Raw genomic sequence first — 13,736 nt, forward strand, 5'->3', positions numbered from 1 at the left:
TGCGGTCCGCACACCGCCGCGCCTCTTCCCCGTACGTAAGAAGGAGAACCGCCGTGCTCGTGCTGTTGCCGCCCTCCGAAGGAAAGGCCGCCTCGGGGCGCGGGGCGCCCCTGAAGCCCGAGTCCCTGTCGCTGCCCGGTCTCGCCGGGGCGCGTGCCGAGGTGCTGGACGCGCTCGTGGAGCTGTGCGTGGCCGACGAGGAGAAGGCGCGGGACGTGCTGGGGCTCAGCGAGGGGCTGCGGGGCGAGGTCGCGAAGAACGCGGAGCTGCGGACGGCGGGGACGCGTCCGGCCGGGGAGCTGTACACCGGTGTGCTGTACGACGCTCTCGGCCTGGACTCGCTCGACACGGCCGCCCGCCGCCTCGCGGGTAAGTCGCTGCTGGTGTTCTCCGGGCTGTGGGGCGCGGTGCGGGTGGGCGACCGGATTCCGCCGTACCGCTGCTCGATGGGGGTGAAGCTGCCGGGTCTCGGCGCGCTCGGGGCGTTCTGGCGCGGGCCCATGGCGGAGGTCATGCCCGAGGCTGCCGGGAACGGGCTGGTGCTGGACTTGCGCTCGTCCGCGTACACGGCGGCTTGGAAGCCGAAGGGTGTGGTCGCGGAGCGCACGGCGAGCGTGCGGGTGCTGCACGCGCAGGTCGTGGACGGGGTGGAGAAGCGGTCCGTGGTCAGCCACTTCAACAAGGCCACCAAGGGGCGGATGGTGCGCGATCTGCTGCTCGCGGGGGCGCGGCCGGCCGGGCCCGCCGAGCTGATGGGCGTCCTGCGGGACCTCGGGTACGTCGTCGAGGGCGAGGCGCCCACGCGGGCGGGGCGGCCGTGGCAGCTCGATGTGGTCGTGACGGAGATCCACTGACCATACGTTGCACCCTCCGCAACGCTCGTTGCGCACCGCGCCGCTGACCGGGCAGGATGGCCGCATGACCTCCTCCGTGCTGGACCTCGCCCCCGTCGTGCCCGTCGTCGTCCTGGAGGACGCGGCCGACGCGGTGCCGCTCGCCCGTGCCCTGGTCGCGGGCGGGCTTCCGGCGATCGAGGTCACCCTGCGCACCGCCGCCGCCCTGGACGCGATCCGCGCCATCGCCGCCGAGGTGCCGGACGCGGTGGTCGGGGCCGGCACGGTCATCTCGCCCGGCAACGTCTCCGACACCGTGGCGGCGGGGGCCCGGTTCCTGGTCAGCCCCGGCTGGACGGACGCGTTGCTGGACGCCATGCAGGGGTCCGGGCTGCCGTTCCTGCCGGGGGTCTCGACCACCTCCGAGGTGGTGGCCCTGCTGGAGCGCGGGGTCACCGGGATGAAGTTCTTCCCGGCCGAGGCGGCGGGCGGCACGGCCTATCTGAAGGCCCTCTCCGCCCCGCTCCCCCAGGCCCGCTTCTGCCCGACGGGCGGCATCTCGCTCGCCTCCGCGCCCTCGTATCTGGCGCTGCCCAACGTCGGCTGCGTGGGCGGCAGCTGGATGGTTCCCGGCGACGCGGTCGCGGCCCGGGACTGGGGGCGGGTGGAGCGGCTGGCCGCCGGGGCGGCGGCGCTGCGGGGCTGAACGGGGCGGCGGGAGAACCCGTCGCGCCTCGCCGTGCATGCCTCCCGGCATTCGGGGCACGACCCTTGTAGGGGACGTAGCCCGCATGCCGGGTGACCCGGGTTCCGGCCGGTAATCCCCCGACCCGCCGGAACCGCCTCGGCCCCACCGGCCTTCCCCCCCGCCGGTGGGGCCGAGTGCTGCCCCGGTCCGGGTCAGCGCAGGTGGGACGTGTCGTTCAGCAGGCGCAGCGAGGCGTTGCCGTCGGCGTAGTACGCGACGGACGAGACGGACGCCGCCGACAGCTCCATCCGGAACAGCGACTCCGGGGGCGCGCCCAGGGCCAGCCGGACCAGGGTCTTGATGGGCGTGACGTGCGTGACGACGAGGACCGTGCGCCCCGCGTAACGCGTGACGAGGCGGTCGCGGGCCTCCGCCACCCGGACGGCGACCTGGGCGAAGCTCTCGCCGCCACCGGTCGGCGCGGCGTCCGGGGAGTCCAGCCAGGCGTCCAGGTCGGCGGCGTACCGCTCCTTGACCTCGCCGAACGTGAGCCCTTCCCAGGCGCCGAAGTCCGTCTCGCGCAGCCCGTCCTCGACCCGGATCTCCAGGCCGAGCCGGGCCGCGACCGCGCCGGCCGTCTCGCGGCAGCGGCGCAGCGGTGAGCTGACGATCTCCTGCACGGTGCCGCGCGCGGCGAAGGCGGCCGCCGCCCGCTCGGCCTGTTCGCGGCCGGCGGCGGAGAGCTCGGGGTCGGTGCCGCCGCTTCCGGAGAACCGCTTCTGCGGGGTGAGGGCCGTCTCGCCGTGCCGCAGCAGGACGAGGGTGGCGGGCGCGCCCAGGTCGGGGGCGGAGCCCCAGCCCACCTGCGGGGTGACGGGGTCGGAGGGCGGCGGGCTTGAGGGCTCGGTGGTGGCGGTGGGCGGCGTCGCGGACGGTGCCCGCGTCGCACGGCCCGCCCCGGCCGGGCCCTGGGACCCGGCGCCCGGCCGGTTCAGTGCCGCTCGGGCTCTCGCCGCGCCGGCCGCCGCGTCGCCCGGCGGGCCCTCGACCGGGGGCAGGGCGGCGGTCACCGAGGAGCGCGGTGCGTCGAGGGCGGCGGTGGAGGCCGTCGGGTCCCACTGCGCGCCGCGCCTGCCCGCGTCCATCGCCTCGTTGGCCAGGCGGTCGGCGTGCTTGTTCCGCTCGCGCGGGATCCACTCGTAGGTGACGGCGAAGCCCGGAAGGACGCTCGCCGCTTCGGCCGCGAGGGGCTTCATGTCCGGGTGCTTGATCTTCCAGCGGCCGGACATCTGTTCCACGACCAGCTTGGAGTCCATCCGGACGTGGACCCGGGCGCCGGCCTCCCCCGGACCATCCGGCAGCAGCGCCTTCACGGCACGGAGGCCGGCGACGAGGCCCTTGTACTCGGCGACGTTGTTCGTCGCGACCCCGATGTACTCGGCGGCCTCGGCCAGCGTCTCGCCGGTCTCCGGGTCGATGACGACCGCGCCGTAGCCGGCGGGGCCCGGGTTGCCCCGGGAGCCGCCGTCGGCCTCGACGACGAACTGGCGCGGCCGGCTCACTACAGGCCCGAGTCCGCGGTGCGGACCAGGATGCGGCGGCAGTTCTCGCAGCGCAGCACCGTGTCGGGGGACGCGGCCTTCACGTCATTGATCTCGGTGATGTTGAGCTCCAGGCGGCAGCCCTCGCAGCGGCGCTGGTAGAGGCGGGCGGCGCCCACCCCGCCCTGCTGGGCGCGGAGCTTGTCGTAGAGCTTCAGCAGGTCGGCGGGGACCGAACCGGCGACGACCTCGCGCTCCTTGGTGACCGTGGCGGCCTCGGCGTCGAGCTCCTGGGTGGCGGCGTCGCGGCGGGCGGTGGCATCGTCCACCTTGGCCTGCACGGCGGCGACCCGGTCGGTCAGCTCGGTGACCCGCTCCTGCGCGGACTCGCGGCGCTCCATGACTTCGAGGACGACGTCCTCCAGGTCGCCCTGGCGCTTGGCGAGCGAGGTGATCTCGCGCTGGAGGCTCTCCAGGTCCTTCGGCGAGGTGACCGCGCCGGAGTCCAGGCGCTGCTGGTCGCGGGCGGCGCGCTGGCGCACCTGGTCGACGTCCTGCTCCGCCTTGGTCTGCTCGCGGGCGGTGTCGCTCTCCTCGGTGGTCGAGGCGACGAGCAGGTCGCGGAGCTGGGAGAGGTCGGCCGTGAGCGACTCGATCTCGGCGTGCTCGGGCAGGGACTTGCGGCGGTGCGCGAGCTGGGAGAGGCGCTGGTCGAGCGCCTGGACGTCGAGAAGTCGGATCTGGTCGGCGGGCGCGGCGTTCAGTTGGGGGCTCCAGAAGAGTGGTGGGCGGTCCAGGGGTCGGTGACCTGCTTCGAGACATGGACCCGCAGGTCCCATCCGAGGCGGTCGGAAATCGCTTCGAGCTGTGCGGCGGCCTGCTCGCACCAGGGCCACTCGGTGGCCCAGTGCGCGGCGTCGACCAGGCCGAGCGGAGAGTGCTGGGTGGCCTCGGAGGCCGGGTGGTGGCGCAGGTCGGCGGTGAGGAAGGCGTCCACGCCCGCGGCGCGCACCGCGTCGAAGAGGCTGTCGCCCGATCCGCCGCTCACCGCGACGGTGCGCACGAGCGCCTCCGGGTCGCCGGCGAGGCGGATGCCCTGCGCGGTGGCGGGCAGCTGGGCGGCGGCGCGGGCCGCGAACGCGCCCAGGGTCTCGGGGTGGTCCAGCGCGCAGATCCGGCCGAGTCCGCGGCGGCCCGCCGGGTCCGTCGGGTCGGGTACGAGGGGGCGCTCGACGCGCAGGTCGAGGGCGGCGGCCAGGGCGTCGGAGACGCCGGGGTCGGCGGTGTCGGCGTTGGTGTGGGCCACGTGCAGCGCGATGCCCTGCTTGATGAGGGTGTGCACGACCCGGCCCTTGAAGGTGGTCGCCGCGACGGTCGTCGTACCGCGCAGGTAGAGCGGGTGATGCGTCACGATCAGGTGCGCGCCCAGCTCCATCGCCTCGTCGGCGATCTCCTGGACGGGGTCGACGGCGAAGAGCACCCGGTGGATCTCGGCGTCCGGATCACCGCAGACGGTGCCGACCGCGTCCCAACCTTCGGCCCGCTCGGGCGGCCAGAGGGCGTCGAGCTCGGAGATGACATCAGACAGACGGGGCACGGGGGAAAGGCTACCTGCCCGGCGCGTCCCCGGGAGCCCCGGGAACGGACCGCCCTCCCGCGGCCCGGGAGCGGCCCCTCGCGAAGCACACCCGCCCTCGGTGTCACAGCCGAATCCGACCATCACCACCCTTATGTGTGAAGTGGGGGGGTCTCGTGTTGTTCGGCTGGAAGTGCGAAAACTAGCTTCGGTTGCCGGAGGTGATGAGTCGATGACTGCCTGTGCCATCGAGGACGGGACCACACACGCGGAGGGGTCCGCCGAAGGGAACGGCTCCGCCGAGGCGACCGGGACCGGTGAGCCGTCGGAGCCCGAGCCCGACCCGAGCGATCCCGGAGCGGCCGCCGCCGAAGCGGGCGGGGCCGCAGTGGACGGGGCCGAAGCGGGCGGGGCCGGAGCGGGCGGGGCCGGAGCGACCGCCGCCGCAGTGGACGGGGCCGCAGTGGACGGGGCCGCCGACGCGGAGGGCGCCCCGGGGGACGGCGTCCCCGCGCGGACCGCGCCTGCCGAGGTCGGCCCCGCTCGGCCCGGCCACGCCAGGGCCGACCCTGCCGAAACGGTCCTGCCCGGCTTCACGCTCACCGCCGACGGCGCGTACGGTGCCCGGCTGACGGCCGCGCCCGGGACCGTGGAAGCGGGCGCGGGCGCCGACACCGCCTGGTTCGCGGAGCGCTGGACGCTCGACGGGCCCGAGCCGTACGCCGTCCCCCTGCCGACGAACCAGCCGGAGGAGGCGGATTCGCAGGTGCTGCCGCTCGCCGACGGGCGGGTGCTGATCCGGCGCCGGGTCGCGGAGCGGCACACCTTCTCGCTGCTCTACCCGACCGGGCCCGGCACCGGCGAGCTGTTGCTGGGCGCCGTCGAGAGCGACGAGCTGACGCTGCTGCCGCCCTCGCCGGACGGCGCCTGCGTGTACGCCCTGTCGGCCGGCGAGTACTCCACCGCGCTGTGGCGGGTGGCCGGCGGGGCGTGCGGGCCGGAGCACCTGGCGGATCTGCCGGGCCGCTGCTCCGGCGGGGTCTGGCTGGACCGGGCGGGCCGGCTGCTGGCCCTGGACCGGGAACCGGCCGGCGGCGGCCCGGTGAAGGCGGTCGCCGTGGACCTGGGGCGGGGCGCGGAGATGACGCCGCTGCTCCAGATCGCGCCCGACAGCGACGACCGGCTGCTGCTCGCCGACCCCGACAGCGGACTGCTGCTGATCCGCTCGGACGCGCCGGGGCACGACCGGCTCGGCTGGGGGGTGCTCGGCAGCTGCCTGCCGGTGCGCTTCCCGGAGTGCCTGCGCCTGCCGGACTGCGCGGTGGAGCCGTTCGCCGTGCAGCCGGGCCAGATGCTGATGCCGGAGAGCTGCGCGGTGGCCCTGCGGATCGACGGGGCGGCGGGCAGCTGGGTCGGGGTGTGGCGCCCGGCGGGCCGTCGGCTGCACCAGCTCGCCGCGCCCGGGGGCTGGCTTGCGGGCAGCGGCGTCTGGTCCCGCGACGGCGTGCTCAGACTCCCCTACGCGGACGGGGCGACGGCCTGCGCGGTGGCCCTGCTGGAGATGCCGGAGGAGGTGGAGCCGGTGGAGGGTCCCGGATGCGGTGAAAGCGGTACGCAACCTTCCGCGGCTGTGGCGCCTCCTCCTGTGTGTAGGCCGGTTCCGTTGGGGCAGGCGCCTCTCGTGGGGCGTACGGCTCCTGGCTAAGCTTGGGCCGGGCTCACGCAACCGTGCACTGCGGTCACCGACCGTGGCCTTGTCCCGGGACGGCGGGGGCGTGACGCTCCGGACGACACACACGTAAGCGATCACAACGGGGTGACTTCCCACATGTCTGAAGCCCGCACCGACATGACCCAGACACGCCCGCCGGGGGCGGACGCGCAGGGCGAAGCCGGCGGCTCCGGAAAGCACCGAGGGGGTGTGGCGACGGACGACGCGGCTGCCCAGCCGGCCGGCCGTCACCGCCGTCCCGAGGACAAGGGCAGCGCGGCGGCCTGACCACCGCCCGCCAGGAGAACAACGGAGGGGAGAGGGGTGCCCCCGCGACCGGCCACAGCGTTCCGGCCGCGGGGGCACCCCTCTGTTCAGCCCCTCTGTTCAGCCTTTCTGTTCAGCTGCCCTGCTCAGCTGCCCTGCTCAGCCCTTCTGTTCAGCTGCCCTGCTCAGCCGCCCTGTTCAGCCCTTCTGTTCAGCCGCGTTTGAGGGCCAGCACCTCGGCCGCCGCGAACGTCTCGTTCGGCGGGCGGTCCGCGTAGTACGGGGTCAGCGCCTCGTCCAGTTCCTCGAAGGAGAACGCCTCCTTGGCCGCGTCGAACTTCGCGGCCACCCGGGGGCGTTCCATGACGGCGACCATCCCGCCGTGTACCACGAGCAGCTGACCGTTGACGTGGGCGGCGGCCGGTGAGGCGAGGTAGCCGACGAGTGGGGAGACGTGTTCGGGGGCCAGGGCGTCGAGCCGGCCGTCCCCCGGCTCCTCGAAGCCCGCGAAGACGTCCTCGGTCATCCTGGTCCGGGCGCGCGGGCAGATCACGTTCGCGGTGACGCCGTACCGGCCCAGGGCGAGGGCGGTGGAGGTGGTCAGGCCGACGATGCCGCCCTTGGCCGCCGCGTAGTTGGGCTGGCCGGCCGATCCGGCGAGGAACGCCTCCGACGAGGTGTTCACGACGCGGCCGTGGACCGGGCCGCCGGCGGCCTTGGAGCGGGCGCGCCAGTGCGCGGCGGCGAAGTGCGTGGTGTTGTAGTGGCCCTTGAGGTGGACCCGAATCACCGAGTCCCACTCGTCCTCGGTCATCGAGAAGATCATCCGGTCGCGCAGGATGCCCGCGTTGTTGACGAGGATGTCGAGCTGCCCGTACGTCTCGACGGCCAGTTCCACCAGGGCGCGGGCCTGCTCGTGGTCGGAGACGTCGCCGAGGTGGGCGGCGGCCCGGCCGCCCGCCGCCCTGATCTCCTCGGCGACCTCCTCGGCAGGGGCGGCCGACGCCTCGCCCGAGCCGTCGCGGCCCGGCTGCCCGTAGTCGTTGACGACGACGGCGGCGCCGAGCCGGGCGAGTTCCAGCGCCTCGGCGCGTCCGAGGCCGCGACCGGCGCCGGTGACGACCGCGGTCAGTCCGTCCAGGGGAAGTGACATCGGTTCTCGGGTCCTCTCGGGAGACAACGGGCGGCGGGGCGGGCCGGGTTCAGAGCTCGACGCAGGTACGCAGCGACTCGCCGGTCCGCATCTGGTCGAGGGCGTCGTTGATGCCGTCGAGCCGCACCCGGTGGGTGATCATCGAGGCGAGGTCGATGCGGCCGGCCCGCCAGAGCGCGATGGCCCGCTCGTAGGAGCGCAGCACGTCCCCTCCCCCGTACATGGAGGGCAGGATGCGCTTCTCGTCGAAGAACAGCTCGAACATGTTGACCTGGAAGTTGTCGTCCAGCGCGCCCGCGCCGACGATGCAGAGGGTGCCGCCGCGCCGGGTGTTCTCGTACGCGGTGCGGGCGGTGGCGGACTTGCCGACGACCTCGAAGACGTAGTCGAAGCCCTCGCCCGCGGTGATCCGCTGCTTGGCGTCGGCGAACTCCTCGGGGGAGACGGCCTCGGTCGCACCGAAGCGGAGCGCGGCCTCGCGCCGGGAGGCGACCGGGTCGACCGCGACGATCTGGGCGGCGCCCTGGACCCTGGCGCCCTGAACGGTGGAGATGCCGACACCGCCGCAGCCGATCACGGCGACCGACGAACCGGCCTCCACCCGCGCGGTGTTGATGGCGGCGCCGAGGCCGGTGGTGACCCCGCAGCCGATCAGCGCGGCGATCTCGAACGGGACGTCGTCGGGGATCGGCACCGCGCAGCCGGCTCCGACGACGACCTCCTCGGTGAAGGTGCCGGTGCCCGCGAAGCCGAAGACGTCCCCGCCGGGGCGCTTGAAGTTGGGCGTGCCGGCGTTCATGAAGCCGGCCAGGCACAGCTGGGTCTGGCCGCGTTTGCAGGCCGGGCAGGAGCCGCAGGCGGGCAGCCAGCAGACCAGGACCCGGTCGCCCGCGCTCAGCCCGCTCACCCCGTCGCCCACGTCGATGACCTCGCCGGCGCCCTCGTGGCCGGGGATGAAGGGGGCGGGCTGGGGCAGCACCCCGCTCATCGCGGACACGTCGGAGTGGCACAGGCCGGTGGCCCGGATGCGGAGCCTGACCTTGCCGGGGCCGAAGCCCACCGCCTCGACGTCGTCGAGGACTTCGAGCTTGTCCTGGCCTATCTCGTGCAGTACGGCTGCGCGCATGGTGCGGCTCCCCTCGGTACACGGGCGGTTCATGGGCTCGGAAGTGCGCGGGTTCAGGAGTGCGCGGGTTCACAAGTGCGCGGTTCAGGAGTGCGTGACGGAGGTGTCGCCGAGGACCACGGCGTCGTTCCGCTCCGCGGCCGTCACCTCCACCCGTACCTCGTTCCCGGCGGTCGCGGTCCACATCCGGATACGGAGGGTCTCGCCGGGGAAGACCACTCCGGCGAACCGGGCGCGGTAGGAGCGGATGCGGCTCGCGTCGCCGTCGAGCAGGGTGTCGGTGACGGCCTTGAGCGTGATGCCGTACGTGCACAGCCCGTGCAGGATCGGCCGGTCGAAGCCCGCAAGCGCGGCGAAACCGGGGTCGGCGTGCAGCGGGTTCCAGTCGCCGGACAGCCGGTACAGCAGGGCCTGGTCCGGGCGGACGGGCCGCTCGACCACCTGGTCGGGGGCGGTGGCCGGGCGGGCCGTGCGTCCGGAAGGACCGCGCTCGCCGCCGAAGCCGCCCTCGCCGCGTACGAAGATCTCGGAGTCGTTGGTCCACAGCGGGCCGTCGTCGTCCGCCGCCTCGGTCCGCAGCACCAGCACGGCCGCCTTCCCCTTGTCGTACACGGCGGCGACCTTGGAGGTCTGTACGGCGTCGCCCTTCACGGGGATCGGCCGGTGCACGCGTACGCTCTGCCCGCCGTGCAGGACGGCGGCGAGGTCCACGTCGATGCCGGGCGAGGCGAGCCCCGCCATGCCCGTACCGGCGCCCGCGACCGTGGCGAAGGAGGGCAGCACCTGGAGCCGTGACTCCAGCGTGTAGCGCAGTTCGCCGGGGTCGACGGCAGGGTCGGCGAGGCCGGGGCGGGCGCCCGCGCCGATGCCGAGGTGGTAGAGCTGGACGTCCTTGTGGTCCCAGCCGATCCGGCTGGTCCGGGGTTCGGCGGCGAGAGCTTTCTCGGCATCAATGGGCATGGGGAAGCTGCTCCTCGACTGCTCCTCGACGGTGGGAGACCTCGGCACGGCCGTCCGCACCGTCGGCCGCACCGAGGTCGTGCGGGGACCGGGCGGACCACGCCTGTTCTAGAACGCGTTCTAGCCGGTTGCCCCCCTGTATAACGCAGCGCCCGGAAGTTGTGAAGACCGCTGACGTTCCGTCAGATCGCTTACGCGGCAACCGGTTCAGCATTCCGTCCGGTGGCGGCGGTGACATATGTCATCGCCGACCGCGTACATGTGCCTCTGCCACGGCACACTCACCCTCCGTAATCTCGTAGACATGACGCAGACAAGGGACGACGAGGCAGCGGTGGTCTTCACCGGGGTGGTGAAGACCTTCGGGCGGGCCGGCCGGAGCGTACGGGCCGCCGACGGAATCGAACTGACGATGAGGCGCGGCGAGACCGTGGCCCTGCTCGGGCGCAACGGCGCGGGCAAGTCCACCGCCATCTCGCTGCTGCTCGGGCTGGACGAGCCGGACGCCGGGACCGTGCAGGTCCTGGGCCGCTCCCCCGAGCAGGCGGTGCGGGCGGGTCTGGTCGGCGCCATGCTCCAGGACGGGCGCCCGATCCCCCGGGTGACCGTGCGTGAGCTGGTCGCCTTCGTCGCCTCCACCTACCCGCACCCGCTGCCGGTCGCCGAGGCGCTGGTCCTGGCCGGGGTCACGGAGTACGCGGACCGGCGCATCGACAAGCTGTCCGGCGGCCAGATCCAGCGCGTCCGGTTCGCCGTCGCGCTGGCCGGCAATCCCGAGCTGATCGTGCTCGACGAGCCGACCGCCGCCCTCGACGTGGAGGGACGGCGTGATTTCTGGGACTCGATGCGGGCCTACGCCCGGCGCGGCAACACCGTGCTCTTCTCCACCCACTACCTGGAGGAGGCCGACGAGAACGCCGACCGGATCGTCGTCATCGACCGGGGCCGGATCGTCGCCGACGGCAGCGGCGAGACCATCAAGGGCTCGGCCGGCCGCAACCAGGTCTCCTTCGACCTCGCGGGCCGCTCCACCGAGGGCCTGGAGCTGCTGCCCGGGGTCGCCACCGTCGAGGTGACCGGGGACCGCGCCCTGCTGCACACCGACGACTCGGACGCCACCGTCATGGAGCTGGCCCGGCTCGGCATGGTCCGCGGCCTCCAGGTCTCGGTGGCCACGCTGGAGACCGCCTTCCTCGCCCTCACCGCTCCCGGTGACACCACGCTCAAGAACGAGAAGGAGACCGTCTGATGTTCCGCTACGTTCTGCTCGAAATCCGCCGGACCCTGCGCGACGGTTCCTTCCTCGTTTTCGGCACGGGGATGCCGGTCCTGATGTATCTGATCTTCACCAACATCGGCTCCGGCGACGGTGAGGGCGCCGACGGCTGGCGCACCGCCTCCATGGTCGGCATGGCCGCGTACGGGGCGCTCGGCTCGGCCATGTCGATCGGTACGGGCGTCGCCTCCGACAAGTCGCTGGGCTGGCTCCAGCAGTTGCGGGTCACCCCGCTCTCCCCCACCCAGGCGGTGGTGGGCCGGGCCGTCAGCGGCTCGGTGACCGTGCTGCCGGTGATCCTCACCGTGCTGCTGGCCGGCGCGCTGGTCAACGGAGTGCGGATGGCGGGCTGGCAGTGGGCCGTGCTGGTGCTGGTGCTGTGGGCCGGTGCGCTGCCCTTCACCCTCCTCGGCCTGGGCAACGGCTACCGCCTGACCCCGCAGGGCACGGGTGTCGTCAACGTCGCCTGCCTGATGGGCTTCGGGGTCGTCGGCGGGCTGTGGTTCCCGCTGGAGATGCTGCCCGGGTGGCTGGGCTCGGTCGGCCGTTTCACCCCCGCCAACCGGTTCGCCGACCTGGGCTGGGCGACCACCGACGGACACGCGCCGGGCGCGACGACTCTGGGGGTACTCGCCGTGTGGCTGCTGCTGTTCGGTGTGTACGCCCGGATCTCGTACCGTCGGGCCGCCAGGACCGTGTGACGGGAGCGAACATGCCGCGCAACGCAACACCATCCCGCAAGGAGCGGCGCCGGCTGCGCAGGGAGGGCCGCCGGCCGGGCCCTCCCGGCCCGTACGCCCTGATGCCCTGGCTGCTGATGGGGCTCGGCGCCTTCTCCAACCTCTTCCAGGGCGAGACCCCCAGCCCGTGGATCGGTGGCGCCGGCCTCCTCGCCTTCAACTCCCTCTACATCTCGGTGGTGTTCCGCGGCTTCGTCAAGAAGAAGCGGGAGAGCCCGGTGACGTACGTGCTGCTGGGCGCGCTGGCCGCGGTCACCTTCGCCCTGGCCATCGGCTACGGCGGCAGCTGGCTGCTGTTCTTCCCGCTGCTGTCGCTGGCCTGCGGTACGGTCCTGCGCAGCCGCCGGCTGGTGCTCGGGCTGCTCGGCCTCGCGATCACCGCGTGCTGGATCGCCGTCTGGCGCGGGGACAGCGCGTCGACCCCGTGGACGCTGGGGTACGGGACGTTCATCTCCGGGGCGGTGACGGCGGCGATCCTCACCCTGTCGGAGACGGTGATGGAGCTGCGCGACACCCGGCAGGAGCTGGCCCGTACCGCCGTCGAGCGGGAGCGGCTGCGGTTCTCCCGCGATCTGCACGACCTGCTGGGCCACACGCTCTCCGTCATCGTCGTGAAGTCGGAGGCCGCGCGCAGGCTCGCCCCGCGCGACATGGACGCGGCGCTGTCCCAGGTCGCCGACATCGAGTCCGTCGGGCGCCAGGCGCTCACCGAGATCCGCGAGGCGGTGACCGGCTACCGCGAGGGCAGCCTCGCCACCGAGCTGGACCGGGCCAGGTCCGCGCTGACCGCCGCCGGGATCGAACCGGTCGTCCGGCGCTCGGGACCCCCGCTCGCTCCGCAGACCGAGGCACTGCTGGGCTGGGTGGTGCGGGAGGCCGTCACCAACGTCGTACGCCACTCCACCGCCGCCCGCTGTGTGTTCGAGCTCGGCGGCAGCGGGGAACGGGTCCGGCTGACCGTCACCGACGACGGCCGGGGCAGGCCCGACGGGCCCGCGCCGACCCCGGGCATCGGCGGCACCGGCCTGAAGGGGCTGACCGAACGGCTCGCCGCGGCCGGCGGCTCCCTGGTGGCCGGCCCGGGACCGGACGGCGGTTTCGTGGTCACCGCCGAACTCCCGGTGGACGCGGGCGGCGCGGCGGACGGCGACGCGGCGGAGCCGGATGTGAGGGACCGCGCGGACAACTCGCCTACCCTGGGCCGGTGAACGAGATGCCACAGGAGCACCCGCCGGCCCCGTCCGTACGCGTACTGCTCGCCGAGGACCAGGGGATGATGCGCGGCGCGCTCGCCCTGCTGCTCGGGCTGGAGCCGGACATGGAAGTGGTCGCCCAGGTCGGCGCGGGCGACGAGATCGTGGCCGCCGCGCGGGCGTCGCGGCCCGATGTGGCACTGCTCGACATCGAACTCCCGGGCCGCAGCGGGCTGGACGCGGCGGCCGATCTGCGCGAGGAGGTGCCGGACTGCCGGGTGCTGATCCTCACCACCTTCGGCCGGCCCGGCTATCTGCGCCGTGCGATGGAGGCCGGGGCGGCGGGCTTCCTGGTGAAGGACGGCCCGGTCGAGGACCTGGCCGAGGCGATCCGCCGGGTGCTGGCCGGGGAGACGGTGGTCGATCCGGCGCTGGCAGCCGCCGCGCTGAGTTCCGGTCCGAGCCCGCTGACCGCGCGCGAGCGTGACGCGCTGATCGCGTCGGTGGACGGGGCGACGGTCGCCGACATCGCGGCCAAGCTGCATCTCTCCGAGTCGACGGTCCGCAACTACCTCTCGTCGGCGATCGGCAAGACGGGCACCCGCAACAGGATGGAAGCGGTCCGCGCGGCCCGGCAGCAGGGCTGGCTCTGACCGCCACCGCTTCGTCCGT

Annotated in this window: 14 protein-coding genes; 8 read left to right on the plus strand and 6 right to left on the minus strand. The window is 73.8% G+C overall.

Translation table 11 applies throughout. The features are described 5' to 3' along the window. Positions 1–53 precede the first annotated feature (53 nt). On the plus strand, positions 54–854 hold the full coding sequence (yaaA, locus tag B082_RS0134595; protein ID WP_018556354.1) for a peroxide stress protein YaaA: 801 nt from the start codon (positions 54–56) through the stop codon (positions 852–854). A gap of 64 nt (positions 855–918) precedes the next feature. Continuing rightward, complete coding sequence (eda, locus tag B082_RS0134600; protein ID WP_018556355.1) at positions 919–1,539, plus strand: bifunctional 4-hydroxy-2-oxoglutarate aldolase/2-dehydro-3-deoxy-phosphogluconate aldolase; 621 nt, start codon at positions 919–921, stop codon at positions 1,537–1,539. Positions 1,540–1,733: 194 nt separating this feature from the next. On the opposite strand, the gene B082_RS0134605 is transcribed toward eda, so the two are convergent. The 3 genes from B082_RS0134605 to B082_RS0134615 are packed head-to-tail and all read right to left on the minus strand — an operon-like array spanning position 1,734 to position 4,659. Beyond that, on the minus strand, positions 1,734–3,083 hold the full coding sequence (locus B082_RS0134605; RefSeq protein ID WP_018556356.1) for a bifunctional RNase H/acid phosphatase: 1,350 nt from the start codon (positions 3,081–3,083) through the stop codon (positions 1,734–1,736). Beyond that, positions 3,083–3,826, minus strand: a complete 744-nt coding sequence (locus B082_RS0134610; RefSeq protein ID WP_199783897.1) for a zinc ribbon domain-containing protein — start codon at positions 3,824–3,826, stop codon at positions 3,083–3,085. Before B082_RS0134610 ends, B082_RS0134605 begins: the two co-directional genes overlap by 1 nt. Beyond that, positions 3,823–4,659 carry a Nif3-like dinuclear metal center hexameric protein gene (locus tag B082_RS0134615; protein WP_018556358.1) on the minus strand — a complete coding sequence of 279 codons (837 nt, stop codon included), beginning with the start codon at positions 4,657–4,659 and terminating at the stop codon, positions 3,823–3,825. The genes B082_RS0134610 and B082_RS0134615 overlap by 4 nt, the downstream gene beginning before the upstream one ends. Positions 4,660–4,870: 211 nt before the next feature. Between B082_RS0134615 and B082_RS0134620 the strand changes: the two genes are divergently transcribed. Both B082_RS0134620 and B082_RS39680 read left to right on the plus strand, forming a co-directional pair. Continuing rightward, positions 4,871–6,343, plus strand: a complete 1,473-nt coding sequence (locus tag B082_RS0134620) for a hypothetical protein (protein ID WP_018556359.1) — start codon at positions 4,871–4,873, stop codon at positions 6,341–6,343. A gap of 144 nt (positions 6,344–6,487) precedes the next feature. Continuing rightward, complete coding sequence (locus B082_RS39680; RefSeq protein WP_199783898.1) at positions 6,488–6,637, plus strand: hypothetical protein; 150 nt, start codon at positions 6,488–6,490, stop codon at positions 6,635–6,637. 190 nt (positions 6,638–6,827) lie between these two features. Here B082_RS39680 and B082_RS0134625 read toward each other — a convergent pair whose 3' ends face one another. From B082_RS0134625 to B082_RS0134635, 3 genes are all read right to left on the minus strand, one after another. After that, complete coding sequence (locus B082_RS0134625) at positions 6,828–7,769, minus strand: 3-oxoacyl-ACP reductase (protein WP_018556360.1); 942 nt, start codon at positions 7,767–7,769, stop codon at positions 6,828–6,830. Positions 7,770–7,818: 49 nt separating this feature from the next. Continuing rightward, complete coding sequence (locus tag B082_RS0134630) at positions 7,819–8,895, minus strand: Zn-dependent alcohol dehydrogenase (protein ID WP_018556361.1); 1,077 nt, start codon at positions 8,893–8,895, stop codon at positions 7,819–7,821. 84 nt (positions 8,896–8,979) lie between these two features. Next, positions 8,980–9,855: a MaoC/PaaZ C-terminal domain-containing protein gene (locus B082_RS0134635; RefSeq protein WP_018556362.1), complete on the minus strand. Its 876-nt coding sequence runs from the start codon at positions 9,853–9,855 to the stop codon at positions 8,980–8,982. 304 nt (positions 9,856–10,159) lie between these two features. On the opposite strand from B082_RS0134635, the gene B082_RS0134645 reads away from it, so the two are divergent. From B082_RS0134645 to B082_RS0134660, 4 genes are read left to right on the plus strand one after another with little or no spacing between them, the layout of a single operon-like run. Continuing rightward, on the plus strand, positions 10,160–11,104 hold the full coding sequence (locus tag B082_RS0134645) for an ABC transporter ATP-binding protein (protein ID WP_199783893.1): 945 nt from the start codon (positions 10,160–10,162) through the stop codon (positions 11,102–11,104). Then, positions 11,104–11,832, plus strand: a complete 729-nt coding sequence (locus B082_RS0134650) for an ABC transporter permease (protein WP_018556365.1) — start codon at positions 11,104–11,106, stop codon at positions 11,830–11,832. The genes B082_RS0134645 and B082_RS0134650 overlap by 1 nt, the downstream gene beginning before the upstream one ends. Positions 11,833–11,843: 11 nt before the next feature. After that, positions 11,844–13,079: a sensor histidine kinase gene (locus B082_RS0134655; protein WP_026250494.1), complete on the plus strand. Its 1,236-nt coding sequence runs from the start codon at positions 11,844–11,846 to the stop codon at positions 13,077–13,079. 5 nt (positions 13,080–13,084) lie between these two features. Next, positions 13,085–13,717 carry a response regulator transcription factor gene (locus B082_RS0134660; protein WP_037711581.1) on the plus strand — a complete coding sequence of 211 codons (633 nt, stop codon included), beginning with the start codon at positions 13,085–13,087 and terminating at the stop codon, positions 13,715–13,717. Positions 13,718–13,736: the final 19 nt, after the last annotated feature.

The sequence above is a fragment of the Streptomyces sp. ATexAB-D23 genome, from assembly GCF_000373645.1.
GTDB classification, from domain to species: Bacteria; Actinomycetota; Actinomycetes; order Streptomycetales; family Streptomycetaceae; genus Streptomyces; species Streptomyces castrisilvae.